The sequence below is a fragment of the Demequina muriae genome (genome assembly GCF_030418295.1).
GTDB lineage: Bacteria > Actinomycetota > Actinomycetes > Actinomycetales > Demequinaceae > Demequina > Demequina muriae.
Genome location: NZ_JAUHQA010000001.1, coordinates 2,112,526 through 2,130,918 on the forward strand (window position 1 = coordinate 2,112,526; position 18,393 = coordinate 2,130,918).

At 66.7% G+C, this 18,393-nt stretch carries 19 protein-coding genes; 15 read left to right on the plus strand and 4 right to left on the minus strand.

Annotated features, from left to right (window positions below; translation table 11 throughout):
- The first annotated feature begins 1 nt into the window (after position 1).
- The 4 genes from ilvN (at position 2) to QQX02_RS09885 (ending at position 3,926) form a co-directional block, all read left to right on the plus strand.
- Positions 2–520: an acetolactate synthase small subunit gene (gene ilvN, locus QQX02_RS09870; protein ID WP_301142782.1), complete on the plus strand. Its 519-nt coding sequence runs from the start codon at positions 2–4 to the stop codon at positions 518–520.
- 92 nt (positions 521–612) lie between these two features.
- On the plus strand, positions 613–1,641 hold the full coding sequence (gene ilvC, locus QQX02_RS09875; RefSeq protein WP_062132483.1) for a ketol-acid reductoisomerase: 1,029 nt from the start codon (positions 613–615) through the stop codon (positions 1,639–1,641).
- Positions 1,638–2,696 carry a 3-isopropylmalate dehydrogenase gene (locus QQX02_RS09880; RefSeq protein WP_301142786.1) on the plus strand — a complete coding sequence of 353 codons (1,059 nt, stop codon included), beginning with the start codon at positions 1,638–1,640 and terminating at the stop codon, positions 2,694–2,696. Before ilvC ends, QQX02_RS09880 begins: the two co-directional genes overlap by 4 nt.
- 96 nt (positions 2,697–2,792) lie before the next feature.
- Entirely contained in the window at positions 2,793–3,926 is a 1,134-nt protein-coding gene (locus tag QQX02_RS09885; RefSeq protein WP_301142788.1) for a branched-chain amino acid aminotransferase, read from the plus strand.
- Between the two features lie 84 nt (positions 3,927–4,010).
- Here the strand turns inward: QQX02_RS09885 and QQX02_RS09890 are convergent, their stop codons facing one another.
- The gene (locus QQX02_RS09890; RefSeq protein WP_301142789.1) at positions 4,011–4,964 is read right to left on the minus strand and encodes a DUF1254 domain-containing protein; all 954 of its coding nucleotides are present in this window, start codon (positions 4,962–4,964) and stop codon (positions 4,011–4,013) included.
- 163 nt (positions 4,965–5,127) lie between these two features.
- Here QQX02_RS09890 and QQX02_RS09895 point away from each other — a divergent pair, with 163 nt between their 5' ends.
- Entirely contained in the window at positions 5,128–5,964 is an 837-nt protein-coding gene (locus QQX02_RS09895) for an SDR family NAD(P)-dependent oxidoreductase (protein ID WP_301142791.1), read from the plus strand.
- Positions 5,965–6,019: 55 nt separating this feature from the next.
- Here the strand turns inward: QQX02_RS09895 and QQX02_RS09900 are convergent, their stop codons facing one another.
- Entirely contained in the window at positions 6,020–6,547 is a 528-nt protein-coding gene (locus tag QQX02_RS09900) for a hypothetical protein (RefSeq protein ID WP_301142792.1), read from the minus strand.
- Positions 6,548–6,573: 26 nt separating this feature from the next.
- Here QQX02_RS09900 and QQX02_RS09905 point away from each other — a divergent pair, with 26 nt between their 5' ends.
- The 5 genes from QQX02_RS09905 (at position 6,574) to QQX02_RS09925 (ending at position 10,986) form a co-directional block, all read left to right on the plus strand.
- Positions 6,574–6,912, plus strand: a complete 339-nt coding sequence (locus tag QQX02_RS09905) for a YrdB family protein (protein WP_301142794.1) — start codon at positions 6,574–6,576, stop codon at positions 6,910–6,912.
- Positions 6,913–6,952: 40 nt separating this feature from the next.
- Entirely contained in the window at positions 6,953–7,903 is a 951-nt protein-coding gene (locus QQX02_RS09910) for an alpha/beta fold hydrolase (protein ID WP_301142796.1), read from the plus strand.
- A 31-nt stretch (positions 7,904–7,934) separates the two neighbouring features.
- Positions 7,935–8,660, plus strand: coding sequence for a M50 family metallopeptidase (locus tag QQX02_RS09915; protein ID WP_301142798.1), 726 nt, complete (start codon positions 7,935–7,937; stop codon positions 8,658–8,660).
- A 116-nt stretch (positions 8,661–8,776) separates the two neighbouring features.
- Complete coding sequence (locus QQX02_RS09920; RefSeq protein WP_301142799.1) at positions 8,777–9,046, plus strand: SHOCT domain-containing protein; 270 nt, start codon at positions 8,777–8,779, stop codon at positions 9,044–9,046.
- A 140-nt stretch (positions 9,047–9,186) separates the two neighbouring features.
- Positions 9,187–10,986: an AMP-dependent synthetase/ligase gene (locus tag QQX02_RS09925; protein ID WP_301142800.1), complete on the plus strand. Its 1,800-nt coding sequence runs from the start codon at positions 9,187–9,189 to the stop codon at positions 10,984–10,986.
- Positions 10,987–11,023: 37 nt separating this feature from the next.
- Here QQX02_RS09925 and QQX02_RS09930 read toward each other — a convergent pair whose 3' ends face one another.
- Positions 11,024–11,593, minus strand: coding sequence for a dihydrofolate reductase family protein (locus tag QQX02_RS09930; RefSeq protein ID WP_301142802.1), 570 nt, complete (start codon positions 11,591–11,593; stop codon positions 11,024–11,026).
- 153 nt (positions 11,594–11,746) lie between these two features.
- Here QQX02_RS09930 and QQX02_RS09935 point away from each other — a divergent pair, with 153 nt between their 5' ends.
- The 5 genes from QQX02_RS09935 (at position 11,747) to QQX02_RS09955 (ending at position 17,900) form a co-directional block, all read left to right on the plus strand.
- Positions 11,747–12,874 carry a GTP pyrophosphokinase gene (locus QQX02_RS09935; RefSeq protein ID WP_301142804.1) on the plus strand — a complete coding sequence of 376 codons (1,128 nt, stop codon included), beginning with the start codon at positions 11,747–11,749 and terminating at the stop codon, positions 12,872–12,874.
- 452 nt (positions 12,875–13,326) lie between these two features.
- Positions 13,327–13,737 (plus strand): (deoxy)nucleoside triphosphate pyrophosphohydrolase, encoded by a 411-nt coding sequence (locus QQX02_RS09940; protein WP_301142805.1) that lies wholly within the window; start codon positions 13,327–13,329, stop codon positions 13,735–13,737.
- On the plus strand, positions 13,737–16,844 hold the full coding sequence (locus QQX02_RS09945) for a DUF3427 domain-containing protein (protein ID WP_301142806.1): 3,108 nt from the start codon (positions 13,737–13,739) through the stop codon (positions 16,842–16,844). The genes QQX02_RS09940 and QQX02_RS09945 overlap by 1 nt, the downstream gene beginning before the upstream one ends.
- Before the next feature lie 41 nt (positions 16,845–16,885).
- On the plus strand, positions 16,886–17,533 hold the full coding sequence (locus QQX02_RS09950; protein WP_301142807.1) for an NADPH-dependent F420 reductase: 648 nt from the start codon (positions 16,886–16,888) through the stop codon (positions 17,531–17,533).
- 64 nt (positions 17,534–17,597) lie between these two features.
- Entirely contained in the window at positions 17,598–17,900 is a 303-nt protein-coding gene (locus tag QQX02_RS09955; RefSeq protein WP_301142809.1) for a DUF427 domain-containing protein, read from the plus strand.
- 57 nt (positions 17,901–17,957) lie between these two features.
- Here QQX02_RS09955 and QQX02_RS09960 read toward each other — a convergent pair whose 3' ends face one another.
- The gene (locus tag QQX02_RS09960; protein ID WP_301142811.1) at positions 17,958–18,371 is read right to left on the minus strand and encodes a winged helix-turn-helix transcriptional regulator; all 414 of its coding nucleotides are present in this window, start codon (positions 18,369–18,371) and stop codon (positions 17,958–17,960) included.
- Positions 18,372–18,393 lie beyond the last annotated feature (22 nt).

Consider the following 18,393-nt stretch of genomic DNA (forward strand, 5'->3'; position numbering starts at 1 on the left):
CATGACCAAGCACACGCTCTCGGTGCTCGTCGAGAACAAGCCGGGCGTGCTCGCACGCGTCTCCGGTCTGTTCTCCCGCCGCGCCTTCAACATCCACTCGCTGGCCGTGGGCCAGACCGAGCACCCCGGCATCTCGCGCATCACCGTCGTGGTCGACGTGGACGCGCTGCCTCTCGAGCAGGTCACCAAGCAGCTCAACAAGCTGGTGCACGTGCTCAAGATCGTCGAGCTCGACCGCGACAAGTCGGTCCAGCGCGACCTGCTGCTCATCAAGGTGCGCGCCGACGTCCGTCAGCGCGCCGACGTGCTGCAGATCGTGGACCTGTTCCGCGCTCACGTGGTCGACGTGGCACCCGATTCGCTGGTGATCGAGGCCGTGGGCTCTCCCGACAAGCTCGAGGCGCTGCTCGCAGCCCTCCAGCCGCATGACATCCGGGAGATCGTGCAGTCCGGCACCGTCGCCATCGGCCGCGGCGCGAAGTCGATCACCGAGCGCGCCTTCGAGCGCGTGAGCGCTTAAGCCCCGGCGTCACCACCCCAAGCCGGCCCGCGCATCGGCCGCACGCAGTTTCCCCCACTTGACCACTGTTCACACTGAAGGAGAGAACCACCATGGCTGAAATGTTCTACGAGCAGGACGCGGACCTGTCGATCATCCAGGGCAAGAAGGTGGCCGTCGTCGGCTACGGCTCGCAGGGCCACGCGCACTCGCAGAACCTGCGCGACTCGGGCGTCGAGGTGCGCGTCGCGCTCCGCGAGGGCTCGCGCTCGACCCAGAAGGCCGAGAACGACGGTTTCACGGTGCTGTCCGTGGCCGACGCCGCGCAGTGGGCGGACGTCATCATGATCCTCGCGCCGGACCAGCACCAGCGCACCATCTACAACGACGACATCAAGCCGTACCTGACCGAGGGCAAGGCGCTGGCCTTCGCGCACGGCTTCAACATCCGGTTCGGCTACATCGAGGTGCCCGAGGGCATCGACGTGCTGCTGATCGCCCCCAAGGCCCCCGGCCACACCGTGCGTCGCGAGTACGTCGCGGGTCGCGGCATCCCGGACATCGTCGCGGTCGAGGCCGACGCCACGGGCGGCGCCTGGGACCTCGCACTGTCGTACGCGAAGGCCATCGGCGGCACGCGCGCCGGCGTCATCAAGACCACCTTCACCGAGGAGACCGAGACGGACCTGTTCGGTGAGCAGTCGGTGCTGTGCGGCGGCACCAGCCAGCTCGTCCAGTACGGCTTCGAGGTGCTGACCGAGGCCGGCTACCAGCCGGAGATCGCCTACTTCGAGGTGCTGCACGAGCTCAAGCTCATCGTGGACCTCATGCACGAGGGCGGCATCACCAAGCAGCGCTGGTCCGTGTCCGACACCGCCGAGTACGGCGACTACGTCTCCGGCCCGCGCGTGATCACCCCCGAGGTCAAGGAGAACATGAAGGCCGTGCTCGCAGACATCCAGTCCGGCGCGTTCGCCGAGCGGTTCATCGGTGACCAGGACAACGGCGGCAAGGAGTTCGCGGAGCTGCGCGCCAAGGGCGAGGGCCACCCCATCGAGGAGACCGGCCGCGAGCTGCGCAAGCTGTTCGCCTGGAAGGACGACGTCGACTCGGACTACGTGGACGGACAGACCGCTCGATGACCGTGGAGACTCAGCCACAGGCGTACCGCCTCGCCGTGGTCGCTGGCGACGGCATCGGCCCTGAGGTCGTGGCGGAGGGGCTCAAGTGCCTCGCCGCGGCGACCGAGGGGACCGGCATCACGTTCGAGACCACCGAGTTCGACCTGGGCGCCAAGCGCTGGCACGCCACCGGCGACACGCTCGCGGCGGATGACCTCGAGGCCATCAAGGGCCACGACGTGATCCTGCTGGGCGCGATCGGCGACCCGTCGGTCCCATCCGGCGTGCTCGAGCGCGGCGTGCTGCTGCCGCTGCGCTTCGCTCTGGACCAGTACGTGAACCTGCGCCCGTCACGCCTGTACCCGGGGGAGGTGTCGCCGCTGCGCGATGTCGACGCCGTGGACTTCGTGGTGGTCCGTGAGGGCACCGAGGGTCCGTACGTGGGCAACGGCGGCGCGCTACGCGTCGACACGCCTCACGAGATCGCGACCGAGGTGTCGATCAACACCCGCCACGGCGTGGAGCGTGTGGTCCGCTACGCGTTCGACGTCGCGTCCAAGCGTGACCGCAAGCAGCTCACGCTGGTGCACAAGCACAATGTGCTGGTGCACGCCGGTCACCTGTGGCGCCGCACGGTCGAGGCCGTCGCACCCGAGTTCCCGGACGTCACGTGGGACTACCTGCACATCGACGCCGCGACCATCGTGATGACCACGAACCCCGGCAAGTTCGACGTGATCGTGACCGACAACCTGTTCGGCGACATCCTCACCGACCAGGCGGCTGCCATCTCTGGCGGTATCGGCCTCGCGGCGTCGGGCAACGTCAACCCGGACCGCACCTACCCGTCGATGTTCGAGCCGGTGCACGGCTCCGCGCCCGACATCGCGGGTCAGGGTATCGCCGATCCGTCAGCCACCGTGCTGTCGGTGGGGCTCATGCTCGACTTCCTGGGCTACCCGGAGCTCGCTGCTCGCGTGGAGGACGCCGTGGCGGCCGATGCGGCGGCGAAGGACGGCACTGCCCGCACCACGGTGCAGGTGGGCGACGCCCTCGCGGCACGGATCCGCGGCTAGCACCATGCTCAGCGCCCCGGCAGTGCATGAGCGCACGTTGTCGCGAGAATCGTGCGCTCATGCACTGCCAGCGCACACCCACGAAGGGGAACTGGGATGACTGACACCACCGCATCGGCCGCGCAGTCCAGTGTGGTCGCCTCGAATGCCGCCGCCTTCGAGGTCCGCCCCAGCGCGAACCCGCTGCCGGCGATTCAGCGGGACGCCGCCCTCGCGGACCTCAAGTTCGGCACCCAGTTCACCGATCACATGGCGCGCATGCAGTGGCGCAAGGACGAGGGCTGGGGCGACCGCCGCGTCGAGGCCTACGGCCCGCTGCAGCTCGACCCCGCCGCGGCAGTGCTGCACTATGCGCAGGAGATCTTCGAAGGTCTCAAGGCCTTCAAGTGGGCCGATGGCAGCGTGCACCTGTTCCGCCCCGAGGCCAACGCCGAGCGCTTCAACCGCTCCGCGCATCGGCTCGCGCTGCCGCAGCTGCCCGTCGAGGACTTCGTGGGCTCCCTCGAGGCGCTCATCGCCGCCGACGTGGCGTGGGTGCCCGGCGTCGAGGAGTCGAGCCTGTACCTGCGCCCCTTCATGTTCGCCTCCGAGGCGTTCCTGGGCGTGCGGCCCGCCCACGTCATCGACTACCTGCTGATCGCCTCTCCCGTGGGCCCGTACTTCCCGGGCGGCGTCAAGCCGGTGTCGATCTGGGTCGCGCAGGGCTTCCACCGCGCCGGACCCGGCGGCACGGGTGACGCCAAGTGCGGCGGCAACTACGCGGCCTCGCTGCTCCCTCAGCAGCAGGCCGCCGAGCACGGCTGCCAGCAGGTGCTGTTCCTCGACGCGAAGAACGACCGCTACCTCGAGGAGCTGGGCGGCATGAACGTGTTCGTGGTGCGCCGCGACGGCACCATCGAGACCCCGCGTCTGACCGGCACCATCCTCGAGGGCATCACGCGCTCCAGCGTGATCCAGCAGCTCGAAGATGATGGCCGCAAGGTGATCGAGAAGGACATCACGCTGGACGAGGTGCGCGCCGGCGTCGAGGACGGCGACATCGCCGAGGTCTTCGCGTGCGGCACCGCCGCGGTCGTCACGCCCGTGGGACGGCTCGCGTCGCCCACGTTCGACGTGCAGATCAACGGTGGCGAGGCCGGCCAGGTGACCATGGGCATCCGTCAGCGCCTCACCGACATCCAGTACGGGCGCGACGAGGACACCTACGGCTGGATGCGCCGGGTCGCCTGACGGTTCCTCGGGTCGCCGGGGCAATCCGGCCGATGCGCGATCAGTCACGATTCGCGGCCGCCTGATGGCGCGGCGGGCTCCGTATCAGATGGAGCTTTCAGGGCTGAGGGTGGGGAACGCCCAACTGCCGTGGATGATCTCCGCCCGCGGTCGATAGAGCCTGACCAGGTAGTTCCAGCCGTCCGTGATGGGCAGCGCATTCGGAACCTCGTCGGGATAGTCACCGAACCGTATGGTGATCGTTCCGTCCGCGTTGCGCTCTCCGGTGACGTTGTTGACCGTGTAGGCGCCGCGCTCGTTGGGTTCGAAGAACCCGGCCGCGTTGTACACCGAGACGGACCAGAAGCCATCGACCGGGACGTCTCCCACCGTGAGCTCGTAGTGCCCTACCGGGAGACGCGGGTCGACCCCGACGTACCTCGCCTCCGTTGACGGCAGCCCGCCCCATCCGGCCGCAGTACCAATGAGATGGCGGACAGGGTCCACCTGATCCTTCGCGCCGAACATGCCGTCGAAGCCGGTGAGGTTGCGAGCAAGGGAGAGCAGCGCTTCACGCGTCTCATCGAGTGCGGACGAGTCGTAGTCGGGCATGTCGAACGGCTTCGCTGACGCCGCGTCGACGTGGATCTGATCCTGCAGGGTCGCGACGGCCGCGAGATCCGTGGCATCGGTGGGATCCACCAAGGTTCGCACTGCCACCACGACATGGGGCGTGCCGAACTGATCAACCGACAGTCGGTGCTCGCCAGCGTCGTGGAAGATGGCGTCGATGTAGTGCTGCTCATTGACGACCATCGCCGAGAGGTACCGGTCGGAATGCTCAGGGATCGTGAGGGTCGCACCGGCGCTGATGTCGACGACCGCGAAACTGTACAGCGTGTCCCGGTTCAGACGAATGACGGTCTGCTTCTCGACCGCAGCCGGCTCGCGACTGTGAAGGAGGCGATTGACGCCCCCTGCGTCGTCCTGCAGGTCTCGCATCATGCGGTGCGTCTCTGCGACAGCGAAGTTGTCTGCGTTGACGTGAATGGCCACCATGTGATCATGGCACCACTGTGGCCGCCACGCGCGATGGCGCCGACCGGGCCGGCCACGTACAGTCGTGAGCCGGCGCTGGCCTGGTGACATCGGCCGATGCGCGTGTCTGGCTTCGCAACGCACGTATCCTGACGCGTCACGCCCCACGCCCTACCGAGGATCCATGAGAGGACCCCGCATGCCCCGCAAGACCATCATCATCACTGGCGGCAGCGACGGCATCGGCGCGGCGGCGGCACGCAGGCTGGCGGCGGACGGCCACGAGGTCGTGATCGTGGGCCGCAACCCCGAGAAGACGGCTGCGGTCGCGAAAGACGTCGGCATCGCCCATCATGTTGCGGACTTCGCGGATCTCTCCCAGGTGCGCGACCTCGCCGCCACGCTGCTCGAGTCGCACCCCGCCATCCACGTGCTCGCGAACAACGCAGGCGGCATCATGGGCCACCGCGAGGTCACCGTCGACGGTCACGAGAAGACACACCAGGTCAACCACCTCGCGCCGTTCGTCCTCACCATGGAGCTGATGCCCGCTCTCGAGGCGGGCCGCGCGACCGTGATCCAGACCTCGAGCGCGGCGGCGCTGAGGTTCGCCGCTTTCGACATCGACGATCTCCACGGCGAGCGCGGCTATGCGCCGCAGACCGCGTACGGCAACGGCAAGCTTGCCAACATCCTGTTCACGGAGGAGCTGCAGCGCCGCTACGGCGACCGCGGCATCTCCGCAGTGTCCTTCCACCCGGGACTCGTGGCGACGGGTTTTGCAAGCGAGACCACTCACTACATGAAGTGGCTCTATCACGGGCCCCTCAAGCGGCTCTTCACCATCAGCGCCGACGAGGGCGCCGGCCAGCTCGTGTGGCTGGCCACGGGCGAGCCGGGTGTGGACTTCGAGCCCGGTCGCTACTACGAGTCGTACAAGGTCGCGACGAAGGTGGCTCCCGAGCTCGGGGACGCGGACCTGGCTCGCGACCTGTGGGAGCGCTCCGCCAGCCTCGTCTGAGCGCTGGCCTCGTCTCAGCACTTGCGGAGCGAAGTCCGGCCGATGCGCGGGCCGGCTACCCCGTGTGCGCTCGGCTTGTCAGGGGAGCGCGGCTCGTTCGGTGATCACCACTCAGCGCGACCGCGTCCTGGATCAGGAGTGCCGCGGTCGCGAGAGCGATCACCGCGAACGTGGCGTCGATCCCGCCGTCCGGCAGCACGGTGCCGATGACGGCGCCGTCGGTCTCCGGCCGCATGGCGACCCAGAATGAGGCGACGAGAGCGGCGCACCACAAGATTTGGCCCGCCACCGCGACGACGCTGCACCATCGTGCCCACGCGGCTGCCCACCCACGCAGTCGTGGCGATCGGCGTCGCAGGACCCAGCCCGCGACGAGCATCAGGATCGTCACCGCGGTGACGACCGCGAGCACCTGGTTGCCCCACACCGGCATGGTCCGCTCGGTCGGCAGCACACTCGCGTTGGGCGAATCCCACGAGGCGACATTCTCGGGCAGCCCGAGGAGCAGAAACACGGCCGGCACCAGCAGCAGTGCGCGCCCCAGCGCCGAGCCCACCCCTGGCCGATCCGCCTGCGATCCCATGGGATGGATCATGGCACGCTGTGTTCATGAGAAGGGCTGGCAGCGCGACCGTGTTCTTGGCCGAGCTCGGCATGTACGTCGGTGTGGCGTGGTGGGGACTCGCCGCGTACGAGGGCGCATGGTCGTGGATCGTCGGCATCGGCCTGCCGCTGGCCGTCATGGGCATCTGGGCCGTGTTCCTGTCCCCGCGCGCGAGCATGCCGCTGCCGGACGGCGCGCAGGTGGCCGTCCGCATCGCGCTGCTGCTCGTGGGTGCCGCCGCGTTCTGGGCCGTGGGGATGCCGGTCCTGGCGATCGCGCAGGCGGTGCTCGCGATCGTCGGCACAGCACTGTCGCGGCGCGGCCGCGGCGACCACCGTCCGTGAGGCGGCCGATGCGGCGGCTGGGTCGCGACACAATGGCACCATGACCCCCGTCCGCAGCGAGCAGCGATACCGCGAAGCCGAGGCGGCCATGTGGGCGCATCACGGGATGCAGCCTTGCGAGCGGTGGGTCGAGGCGGACGCGCTCGGCATCCGCGTGCGCGCGAACGAGTACGGCGAGGGTCGGCCGGTGGTGTTCATCCACGGCACGCCCACGGCGGGCGGCGTGTTTGTGCCGCTCGTGGGCCAGCTGAGCGGCGTGCGTGCCGTCGTGGTCGACCGCCCCGGGTGCGCGCTCAGCGATCCGCTGGACTACGCGGGGATGTCGCCGGATCGCGCGCGCGACGTGATCGAGATCTGGATGTCCCGGCTCGTGGAGTCGCTCTCGGATGAGCCCGTGGACCTGGTGGCGAGCTCGGCGGGTGCGTTCGTGGCGCTCGTGCTCGCGGTGCGCAGGCCGGACCTGGTGCGCAGCGTCGCCCTGCTGGGCGCGCCCGCCGTGGAAGGGATGAACCTGCCTGTGTGGATGCGCCTCGCCACGTTCGCGCCGGTGGCCCGCGCCGTCGCCCGCCACGACGTCAACGAGGGGGACCTGCGCCGTTCCTTCCGGTCCATGGGCCACGGCGACCTGGTGGCCCAGGGCGGCGTCTCCCAGGCGGACCTCGAGTGGCGCTATGCGCTGTCCCGCGACACGGACACGTACGCGCATGACATGCAGATGATGCGCCAGGCAGCCACGTGGCGAGGGCCGCGTCCCGGGTGGGTGGCGACCACCACCGAGATCGAGTCGTTGACAGCGCCGTCCCTCTGGGTGGCGGGGGAGAACGACCCGTTCGCCACCCCCGAGCGCATCCGCGAGTGGGCGTCCCACGCTCGTGGCTCGACCGTCACGGTCATGGACGGCTCGGGGCATCAGCCGTGGATCGACCGACCCGCCGCTCACGCACGCGTGCTCGAGGACTGGTGGGCGAGCATCGGCGCCTCGGCCGCGTGACGAAACTTTCGCAACTGATCAGGAGCACTGCATGAACGTCGCTGACGTGTGGAACACCATCTGGGACGACGCGACCACTCCGGTGGTCGCGTCCACGTGGGCCGCGCTGTGGCCCTTGGCGGTGGTGGTCGTGTGCCTTGCCGTGCCCCAGGTCTGGCACCTGGTGCGGCACGTGGTGACCATCGCTCACGAGGCGGGTCACGCGAGCGTCGCGACGCTGCTCGGCCGGAAGGTGCGCGGCATCCGGCTGCACTCGGATACGTCGGGGCTCACCACGCATTCGGGCTCCACCAAGCGACTGCCCCTCGCGCTCACGGCCTTCGCGGGCTACCCGGCCCCGGCGCTGCTGGGCCTGGGCGCTGCGGCGCTGCTCGGCGCGGGGTACGCCTTCGGTCTGCTGTGGGTCCTGCTGGTGGTGCTGGTGCTCGTCCTCGTGCAAATCCGCAACGTGTACGGGTTCGTGGTGATGGTGCTGGCCATCGGCGGCTTCGGGTGGCTGGCGTGGTCGGGGCCCGACCCGTGGCGTGTGGGCGTGGCCTACGGCGTGACGTGGCTGCTGCTGTTGGGCGCGGTGCGCGCTGTCGTAGAGCTGCACGGCTCGCGGCGTGGCGCCCAGGGAGGCGGTTCCGATGCCGATGCGCTGGCCCGGACCACGCGCGTGCCGGCCCTGGTCTGGGTGGCGCTGTTCTGGCTGGTGACCGTCGCGTGCGCCGCCGGCGGCGCCTGGCTGATGCTGGGCGAGGTCCTCGGCGAGTAGCGGGCGACCGCACTCCCTGAGAACCCCCTGCCCGTTCTCAGCGACCTCCCAGAATCCGCGACGAGCATGGATTCATGACGGCACCCCGACCGTGGGTGCCCGAAGGGAGAAGGCTCATGCGAGGAATCGACCACAGCGTCGCACCGGTGATCTGGTCGGGGGTCTTCTGGCTGCTGGTGGTGCTCGCGATCGGCGCGGCCGTGTACCTGACCGCGCGCATGGTGACGGACAGGCGGGCCGATGCGCTCGCCGAGCAGTCCGCCGCCGCGCCCGCCGCTCGGGTGGAGCCGGCGACGACCGCGCGCGCCATCCTGGACGAACGGCTCGCCAAGGGCGAGATCGACGTCGACGAGTACAAGCAACGCCTGGAAGCGCTGGACCAGTAGCGCCCGGCCCTGGCCCGCATCGGCCGTTGTCGCACCGCGGACTCCTCTCCCTGCGGAGCGCGAGGACGGCCGATGCGCGCTGGGCGAAAATCGGGACCTTTTCCGTTCTAAGTTACGCAACCGTAGGTTACGATCTCGATATGACCGCAGAAATGTCGACGCCGACGCTCGTCCAGCGTGACGAGATCACGCACCTCACCGCCATGCTGGCTGCGCGCGCCCATGCCGCACCCGACGCCGCCTTCGCTGAGGTCAAGGACGCCGACGGCACGTGGCGCACGATCACGCTGGCCGAGTACCACTCGCGTGTGCGCGCCGTCGCGAAGGGCCTGATCTCCCGCGGCGTCAAGGCCGGAGACCGCGTGGGCATCATGGGCGACACGCGTTACGAGTGGTCGGTCATGGACTTCGCGATCCTGGCCGCCGGCGCAGTGAGCGTCCCGGTCTACCCGTCGTCGTCCGCGACACAGGTGGAGTGGATGGTGGCCGATGCAGGCATCACCCTGGTCGCCGTCGACACTGCGGAGCGGGCCGGGCTGGTGACTCAGGCCTCGGTGACGATGGTGATGCTGGACGACGATGGCCTGGATGCGCTCGCCGCCGCAGGGGAGTCGGTCTCCGACACCGACCTCGACGCTCGCACCGCCGACGTGGTCGGCGACGACATCGCCACCATCATCTACACCTCGGGCACCACCGGCCGCCCCAAGGGTGCCATGCTCTCGCACGGCAACTTCGTCGAGCAGGTGCTGAACATCGAGCGCGATCCCGGCTACGGCGGGTTCGTCGCGGGCGATGACGCCCGGCTGCTGCTGTTCCTGCCGCTCGCCCACGTGTTCGGCCGCATCGCCATGATTCTTGCGCTGTCCGCCGGCACCGTCATCGGGTTCGCCCCGAGCCACAAGACGCTCGCGGATGACCTCGGCACGTTCCGCCCCACCTTCCTCGTGCTGGTGCCGCGGGTGCTCGAGACGGTCTACAACAGGGCCGATGCGGCGCAGTCGGGGCTCAAGAAGCGCATCTTCCGATGGTCCGCCAAGGTCACGCGCCAGTATGCACTCGCTCGCGAGACCGGCACGCCCGGGCTCGGCCTGAGGGTGAAGCTCGCCGTCGCGGACCGGTTGGTGCTGTCGAAGCTGCGTGCCAAGCTGGGCGGCAACCTCAAGTACGCGCTGGCAGGCGGTGCGCGCCTGAACGAGGACGTGGGCCACTTCTTCCAGGGACTCGGCGTGACCGTGCTGCAGGGCTATGGCCTCACCGAGACCACCGCCGCCGCGATGGGCACGCCCGAGGACGCCAACGTCATGGGCACCGTGGGACGGCCCATCGCGGGCAACGAGATGAAGCTGGCCGACGACGGCGAGATTCTGCTGCGCGGCGCGAGCCTGTTCCAGGGCTACTGGAACGCTCCCGAGGCCACGGCTGAGGTCATGCGCGACGGCTGGTTCGCGTCCGGCGACATGGGCGAGATGGTCAATGGCGCGCTGAACATCGTGGGCCGCAAGAAGGAGATCCTGGTGCTGTCCTCGGGCAAGAACGTGCAGCCCGCGGTGCTGGAGAACTCCATGCGCTCGCATCCCGCGATCCAGGACTCGGTGGTGGTGGGCGAAGGCAAGCACTTCGTCTCCGCGCTGGTGGCGCTGGACGAGGCGATGCTGCCCGCGTGGCTCAAGCAGCACGAGCTTCCGGACATGACTGTCGAAGAGGCGGCGAACGACTCGCGAGTGCGCGACCTGATCTCGCGTGCGATCGCGCTCGCGAACGCCCACGTCTCACGCGCCGAGTCCATCCGGGAGTTCCGCATCCTGCCCAGCTCGTTCTCCGAGGCGCGCGAGGAGCTCACGGCTTCGCTCAAGACGCGTCGCAGCGTGATCATGGCCCACTACGCGGCCGTGGTCGACGAGATCTACTCGAAGGCGATGCCGCCCTCGCGTCCGTAAGACGCGTCTCGACTGGCAGCGTGTCCCGCTCCGAGCCTCACGCGAGGTCGTAGATCAGCGTGACCTGCCCGGTGGGCAGGGGAGTGGCGGAGCTCAGCGCCAGGTGCCGTGGCATGAGCGCGGCGTCCCACAGTGCCGTGCCGCGTCCCAGCACGACCGGTGCCACGCGTAGGCGCAACTGGTCGACCTTGCCGGCATCTAGGAGCGCCGATGCGAGCTGGAGGCTTCCCCACAGGATGATGTCGCGCTCGTAGCGGGCCTTGAGCCGGTCGGCAATGGCACGCGGATCGCCAGTCTCGACGGTCGCGGGCGCGTGGTGACCCCATGGCGCCTCGCTGAGCGTCGACGAGACGATGTGCTTGGGCAGCCGGTTGATGGGCTCGGCGAGAGGATCGTGCTGCGGCGTCGCGTGCGGCCAGTAGCCGATGAACAGTTGATACGTGTTTGCGCCCAGCAGGATGGCATCGGTGTGCTCCAGCTCGGCGAGCGCCTGATCGACCATGGGCCCCGGCTCCGAGACCGAGTCGTCGACCCAATCGAGTTCCCCATTGGGTCCTGCCGCGAACCCGTCGGCGGTGACGTGCTGCTCCACGATGATGCGTCCCATGGGGTCAGGTTAGATCTGTTGCGGACTAGGCGCACGAGATGTGGCCAGCGCACGGAGATAGGCCGAATGCAGTCACTCATGAGTACATCCGAAGAATGCGGGGCTGTTAGACCATTCATTGGCACACCCGAGGGAAGCCGATACTCTCAGGGCATGAGCAAAGGAATCGGCCGAGGAAACTACGGCGCGTATGCGTCCGCAACCGGGTCGCTCGAAGGCCTGGGCAAGTCGGTTTGCACCTTCCTGGAAGCCTTGCTCGCAGCCGAAGAGGTGCCGGTCCACAGTGTCTCGCATCGTGTGAAGACTATCGAGAGCGCTGACAGCAAGATGGCACGCAAGTCGGAAACGTATGGCACTTATGCTGACCTTCTGGATCTACTTGGGATCCGCATAATCACCTACTTTCCGGACGATGTCGATGCTGTCTGCACGATTGTCGAGCGCGAGTTCGACGTCGACTCGCTGAACTCGGTCGACAAGAGGGAGGCGCTGGCGCCAAACGTGTTCGGATATCTCTCCGCGCATTACGTCGTAGCCCTTGCCGACAACCGAAGTAAGTTGCCCGAGTATCGTGTATGGGCAGACTTACGGTTCGAGGTGCAGGTAAGGAGCATCCTGCAGCACGCTTGGGCGGAAATTGAGCATGACCTGGGATACAAGTCTGAAGAGGCGCTGCCGCGCTCATTCCGGCGGCGGTTTTCTAGGCTTGCGGGGCTCCTCGAGTTGGCCGACGCAGAGTTTCAGTCAATTCGAGTCGATCTAGCCGCATACCAAGTAACGGTTGGTGAGCGTGTCGAAGCATCACCTGGAGAGGTCGGACTGAACCAAACGTCACTCCGCGCCTGGCTCGAGCGCTCGGAGGTTGCGGCGCGCGTAGACGAAGAACTTGCTGAGATTGCCGAGGTTGCGTTGCGCGTCACTGAGGACGAGCGCCTAGCACGCGACGCCCGGACTCTCGCAGAAGTAGGCGTTGATACAGCCGAGCAACTCACGGTGGCGATGGCCAAGTACGAACAGTACATTGTGAAGTTCTTCGATCTGTGGTGGAATCGCGCCCTACCCGATACGCCTGAGCGCGCAAGCGCCATGCACCGTGATCTTCCTCACGGCATCTCGTTTTTCTATCTCGCTTACGTTCTCATAGCACAGCGATCCGAATCTGAACTTCGAGACTACATCGAAGCCAAGGGCTTCCGCAGCGGAAGCAAGAAGCAGGTGATCGCTCAGGTTCGCGAGACCTGGGACGCCGTCGTTCGCGAACTCGGCGAGCCGTCTGCTTGACGTGACCTAGCAGCACAACCCGGGAAATAGCTGGGGCCACTCGAGGGCTTCGTTTCGATCCCGGAGGCCAAGGCATCGGAGCGGTGTCAGTCAACCCGTCCTCGTGCGTGAGGCGACCGGCCTTGGTGCGAAGCACCGTCCTAGGCCTATTGGCCATTCGCGGGTCGACGGGCATCGGAGAGACGCGACGCTAGAGGGATGGAACAAGGCACGCGCCGACCGTTTCTCGTCAGCCCACACCGATAGGTCTGCATGCGGTTCGCACGCCCGGCCAGCGGGCGGCGCGTGCGCTCGCTGATGGCTGGGCGCGCGGCCGCTGAGGACAGCGGGTGGACTTACTTGACACCACTAAGAGAGCACCGGTGTGCACCACGAGCCATAGCCTCCCGGGCTGTGGCGTGCCTCGCTGCCCTCACGCCGCGTACCAATAAGCTGCGCGGCAGGAGGTTCGAGTGGCTCAGGGCGCGAAGTACATTCAGGTTGTCGGTGCAGTGATCGTGCGCGGTGGCGAGATCCTGTGTGCTCAACGGGGCCCCGACGGGGCACTCGCCGGAATGTGGGAGTTCCCAGGTGGAAAAGTTGAGCGCGGTGAGCAAGCTCGCGACGCGCTGACTCGTGAGATCGACGAGGAACTGTTCTGCGACGTCGCCGTGGGCAACATGCTCACGACTACGGTCTTCGAGTACGACTTCGGGACGATCGAACTGACGACGTTCTGGTGCGAACTGGTATCGGGAACACCGGTACTGACGGAGCATGCCGAGGTGCGCTGGTGCCGACCGGAGGGTCTGCAAGACCTCGAGTGGGCGCCCGCGGACATCCCCGCTGTTGAGCTCATCGTCGAGAGTGCGGCTCTCGCCTAATGGGTGTCGAGGAATACCTCGCGTCCGCGCTCGAGCGCGACGTCAGGTTCGGGTACTTGGATTCCGACGCATCAGCGCCCCGCAACGGAAACCCGCTTGTGGTGCTCAACAACGACTCGGGATCGATGCTCCGAGTCCTTCGCGAGGAGCTCCGGCATTGCACGGCGTTCTCGTTCTCGGTGGCGTTCGTCTCGCCGGGCGCGATCGCGCTGCTCAAGCAGGAGTTGGTGGAATTCCAAGGCCGTGGACAGATCGTCACATCCGACTACCTTGGGTTCAATCGGCCCGAGGCATTCTGGGAGTTGCACGAGCTTCAGAAGCTCGGCATCGACACCCGGATTCACCACCAGACTGCTTACCACCCGAAGGGGTACGTCTTTGAGCACCCGGATCGCATAGTCGGGGTGTTGGGCAGTTCCAATCTCACTAAGAACGCACTCGTACGCAATCACGAATGGAACCTCAAGGTCACCGCGGCGAGCCGGAGTGACCTCGCTCAGCAGTTTGCGGCACTTGTTGACGACCAACACCGGGAGTCCGATCCACTGCATGCCTCGTGGATCGAGCGCTACTCGTCCCGGTACGTAGCGCAGAGAGGTTTCGCCCGTGCGTCACCCCGCAGCGTTCGCGCACCCGAACCAAACGCCCTGACCGAGATTGCGGTGGGGCCCCAGCCCGACGGCGATGTGCCCCAGGAGTTTGGGGAGTTCGACGTGTCGCCTTTCGCGACGAACACGTCTCGTGGATCGTCCGTCCAGGTGAGCTCGGAGGAATCCGCGGGTTCCGGCGCATTCAGCGAGTCTGATGTCGACGCTACGGGCCGGATTCTCTACGAGCCCTCGCAGACGCCACACGACCAACTCACGCCCAACCGCATGCAGCAAGACGCGCTCCGGTCTATCGCAGACCTGCGCGCGCGGGGCAAGACCAAGGCCCTGGTGATCTCGGCTACGGGGACAGGCAAGACGATCCTGTCCGCACTCGACGTGCGCGCATATGCACCAGATCGCATGCTCTTTGTCGTACACCGTGAACAGGTTCTGGACCGCGCTATTGCCGAGTTCAAGCGCGTCTTGGGAGGCGAAGATCGCGACTTCGGGAAGCTCACTGGAAGCCACAAGAGCATCGACTCGAAGTACCTCTTCGCGACGGTCCAGACGCTTTCCCAGCCTGCGGTTCTCGAGCGATTCGATCCGAGGGCCTTCGGGTATGTACTCGTCGACGAAGTGCATCGCGCAGGAGCGGATTCGTACGCTCGCGTCCTGGAGCACTTCAACCCGGGGTTCCTCCTGGGAATGACCGCGACTCCCGAGCGCACTGATGGTCGGAACATCTTCGAGCTGTTCGACTTCAATGTGCCATACGAGATTCGCTTGGGGCGTGCGCTCGAGGAAGAGATGCTGGCGCCATTTCACTACTACGGCGTCACTGACATCACCTATGACAATGGCCAAACCACCACGAGCGAGACGGACGTTGCAAGGCTCGGGTCCAGTGTCCGTGCGGAGCACGTGGTTGCAGCGCTCGAGACATATGCGCAAGCGGGCGTGGCGCCCCGAGGGCTCATCTTCTGTGCGCGCCGGGAGGAAGCCCAGGCGCTCTCGACCCACCTGAATACGATGACGCTTCGCGGACATCGACTGCGGACCGTCGCACTGACCGGGCAGGACGCCATCGAGAAGCGTGAAGCCGCCGTCGAGAGCCTCGAGCGCGGCGACCTTGACTACGTGCTCACGGTCGACGTATTCAACGAGGGCGTGGACATCCCCTCCCTCAACCAGGTACTGATGCTCCGCCAGACACAGTCCGCGATTGTCTTCGTCCAGCAGTTGGGTCGCGGACTGAGGAAGGACCCTGGCAAGGAGTACCTCGTTGTCATCGACTTCATCGGCAACTACGCGAACAACTATTTGATCCCAGTCGCACTCTTCGGAGACGAGAGTCTGAACAAGGAATCGCTGCGCAAGGAGATGCAGAACGCCGAGGAGTCTGGTGTGACCGCAGGGCTCTCAAGCGTGCGCTTCGACCACATTGCTGAGCAGCGTGTGCTGAAGGCGATATCGAGCACGCGGCTCGACAGCATGCAGAACCTGAAGGCCGCGATGGAGACGTTGCGCAACCGCGTTGGTGGTGTCCCGAGGCTTTACGACTTCTATCGCTTCGAGTCGGTGGACCCAGTCATCCTCGCAACCAAGGCCGGCAACTATCCAACCTTGGCTGAGAAGACTCTCCGAGCCGCGCACGGGCTCAGCGAGGAGGAACTCGACTCGCTCACGTTCTTGTCACACGAAGTCCTCGATGCGAAACGGCCGCACGAGGCGCTCATACTTATGGCTCTGCACGAGCACGGAGAGTCCACCGTATCGGCGTTGCAAGGGCGTCTCCAGGCGGCAGGCGTGCCAGCTTCGCGCAGGCACGTCGAAAGCGCTGTGCGCGTGCTGACGCTTGACTTCCACACGGAGCAGGAGCTCAAGCGCTACAACCGGGGCCTCGTGCTTCGCGAGGGTGAGACGGTCCGGCTCGCCCCAGCGTTCGGCGACGCATGGCGAGACCGCCGTGCATTCGCAACCGAAGTCGACGACCTCCTCAGAACCGCACTGGCAATCGTGAGTTCCCGGTACGCCTCGCATCGGCCGTTCACTCCGGGGCGCCAGTACTCCCGCAAGGATGCGTGCCGGCTGTTGCTGTGGCCTAAGAACATTAGTTCAACCATCTATGGGTACCGAAGTGACATCAAGTCCGAGACGTGCCCGATCTTCGTGACGTACCACAAGTCCGACGACGTATCAGCGAGCACCGCCTATGGCGATGAGTTGCTCGATCGCTCCACGATGCAGTGGTACACCCGTTCGCGCCGCAGCCTCGAGAGCAAGGAGGTTGCGGCAATCGTCAACGGTGCGGTCGTGCCGCATGTCTTCTCGAAGAAGGACGACGCGGACGGAAGTGAGTTCTATTACCTAGGTGCGGCGACGCCTAGCGACGTTGAGCAGACCACCATGCCCGACGAGAAGGGCGAGGACCTCTCAGTAGTCCGTATGAAACTTGTCTTCGATCAACCGGTCGACGCAGGCGTCTACGACTACTTCCACCCGACGGTCATGGCGTAGGGCTCAGGAATACCCACCCAAACCTGCACGTTCCTCCGACCATGACCACCATCGGAATCATCGGCGCCGGGAACATCGGCTCCAACGTCGCCCGCGCTGCCATCGATCATGAGTACGAGGTGCTGATCGCGAACTCGCGCGGCCCGGAGACCCTGCAGGAGTTGGTGCGGGATCTGGGGAAGCACGCCACGGCCGTGACGGTGGAGGAGGCGATCCGCAAGGGCGACCTCGTGCTGGTCGCGATTCCTCTCAAGAGCATCGACGATCTGCCTGTCGAGCCTTTCGAGGACAAGGTGGTGATGGATGCGAACAACTACTACCCGCAGCGGGACGGGCGCATTGAGGCGCTGGACCGCAACGAGACCACCACCTCCGAGCTGCTGCAGGCGCGACTGCCGTACAGCCACGTCGTGAAGGCGTTCAACAACATCCCAGCCAAGCAGATCCCCACGGACGGTCTGCCCAAGGGGGACCAGGACCGGCGCGCGCTGCCCATCGCGGGCAACACGCCGCACGCCAAGGCCGCGGTCGCGGGATTCCTCGACGACCTGGGGTTCGACGCCGTGGACCTCGGCCCGCTGAGCGAGAGCTGGCGCGTCGAGCGCGACACCCCCGCGTACGTGAAGCGCACCACCGCCGACGAGCTGTGGGCACTGACTCGCGACATCGAGCGCGTCCAGCAGGTCTGAGCCCACGCATCATCCCCACCGGCCGCTTCGACCGAAGCGCGCCACCAACCACGGAGGAAACCCGATGAAGGCAGTTCTGAACGACACCGTTCTGGCAGAGGCAAGCACCGAGGACCTCGTGAAGATCGAGGGCAACTGGTACTTCCCACCGTCGAGCATCCGCGACGAGCTCACGCCCACCAGCCCCACGCAGTACCGCTGCTCGTGGAAGGGTGACGCTCAGTACTTCAACGCGGCCCTCCCCGACGGCGAGCGCGCCGACGTGGCCTGGTCCTACCCGGACCCGCTCGCCGGCGCCGCCGACCGCGTGGGCAAGGACTTCTCCGGCTACGTCGCCTTCGACCGCTCCATCGAGATCACGGAGTAAGCCTTCCTCGTGCCCGCGCTCCGCGCGTCGCCCCAGTGGTGACCCGTGGAGTGCGGGCTACGTCGCGTCTGGGGGGACCGCGCCAGCGTGGGTGTCGTCGAAGGTCTCCCGGTGGGTGAGGATGGCCTGCTTGTGGTCATCGACCCAGGTCGCGAGGGCGAGCACGGGTGCGCTGAGCGATCGGCCCAGCTCCGTGGCCCGGTACTCCACCCGCGGCGGAATCTCCGCGTAGATGGTCCGGTGCACCAGGCCGTCACGCTCGAGTGACCGCAGGGTGCGCGTGAGCATGCGTCGGGAGATTCCTGGGATGGAGTCGAGCAGCTCCGTAAAGCGCAGCTCCCGCTCCTCGAGCAGCCCAATGGTGATGAGCGTCCACTTGTCCGCCAGTCGGTCGAGCACCGATCGGAAGATCGCAGGATCGTCCTCTTGGCAGATCGACAGCATCTGTCCTTGGGCGTGGTCACGTTCCATGGAGGCACCCCTCGGTCTCATC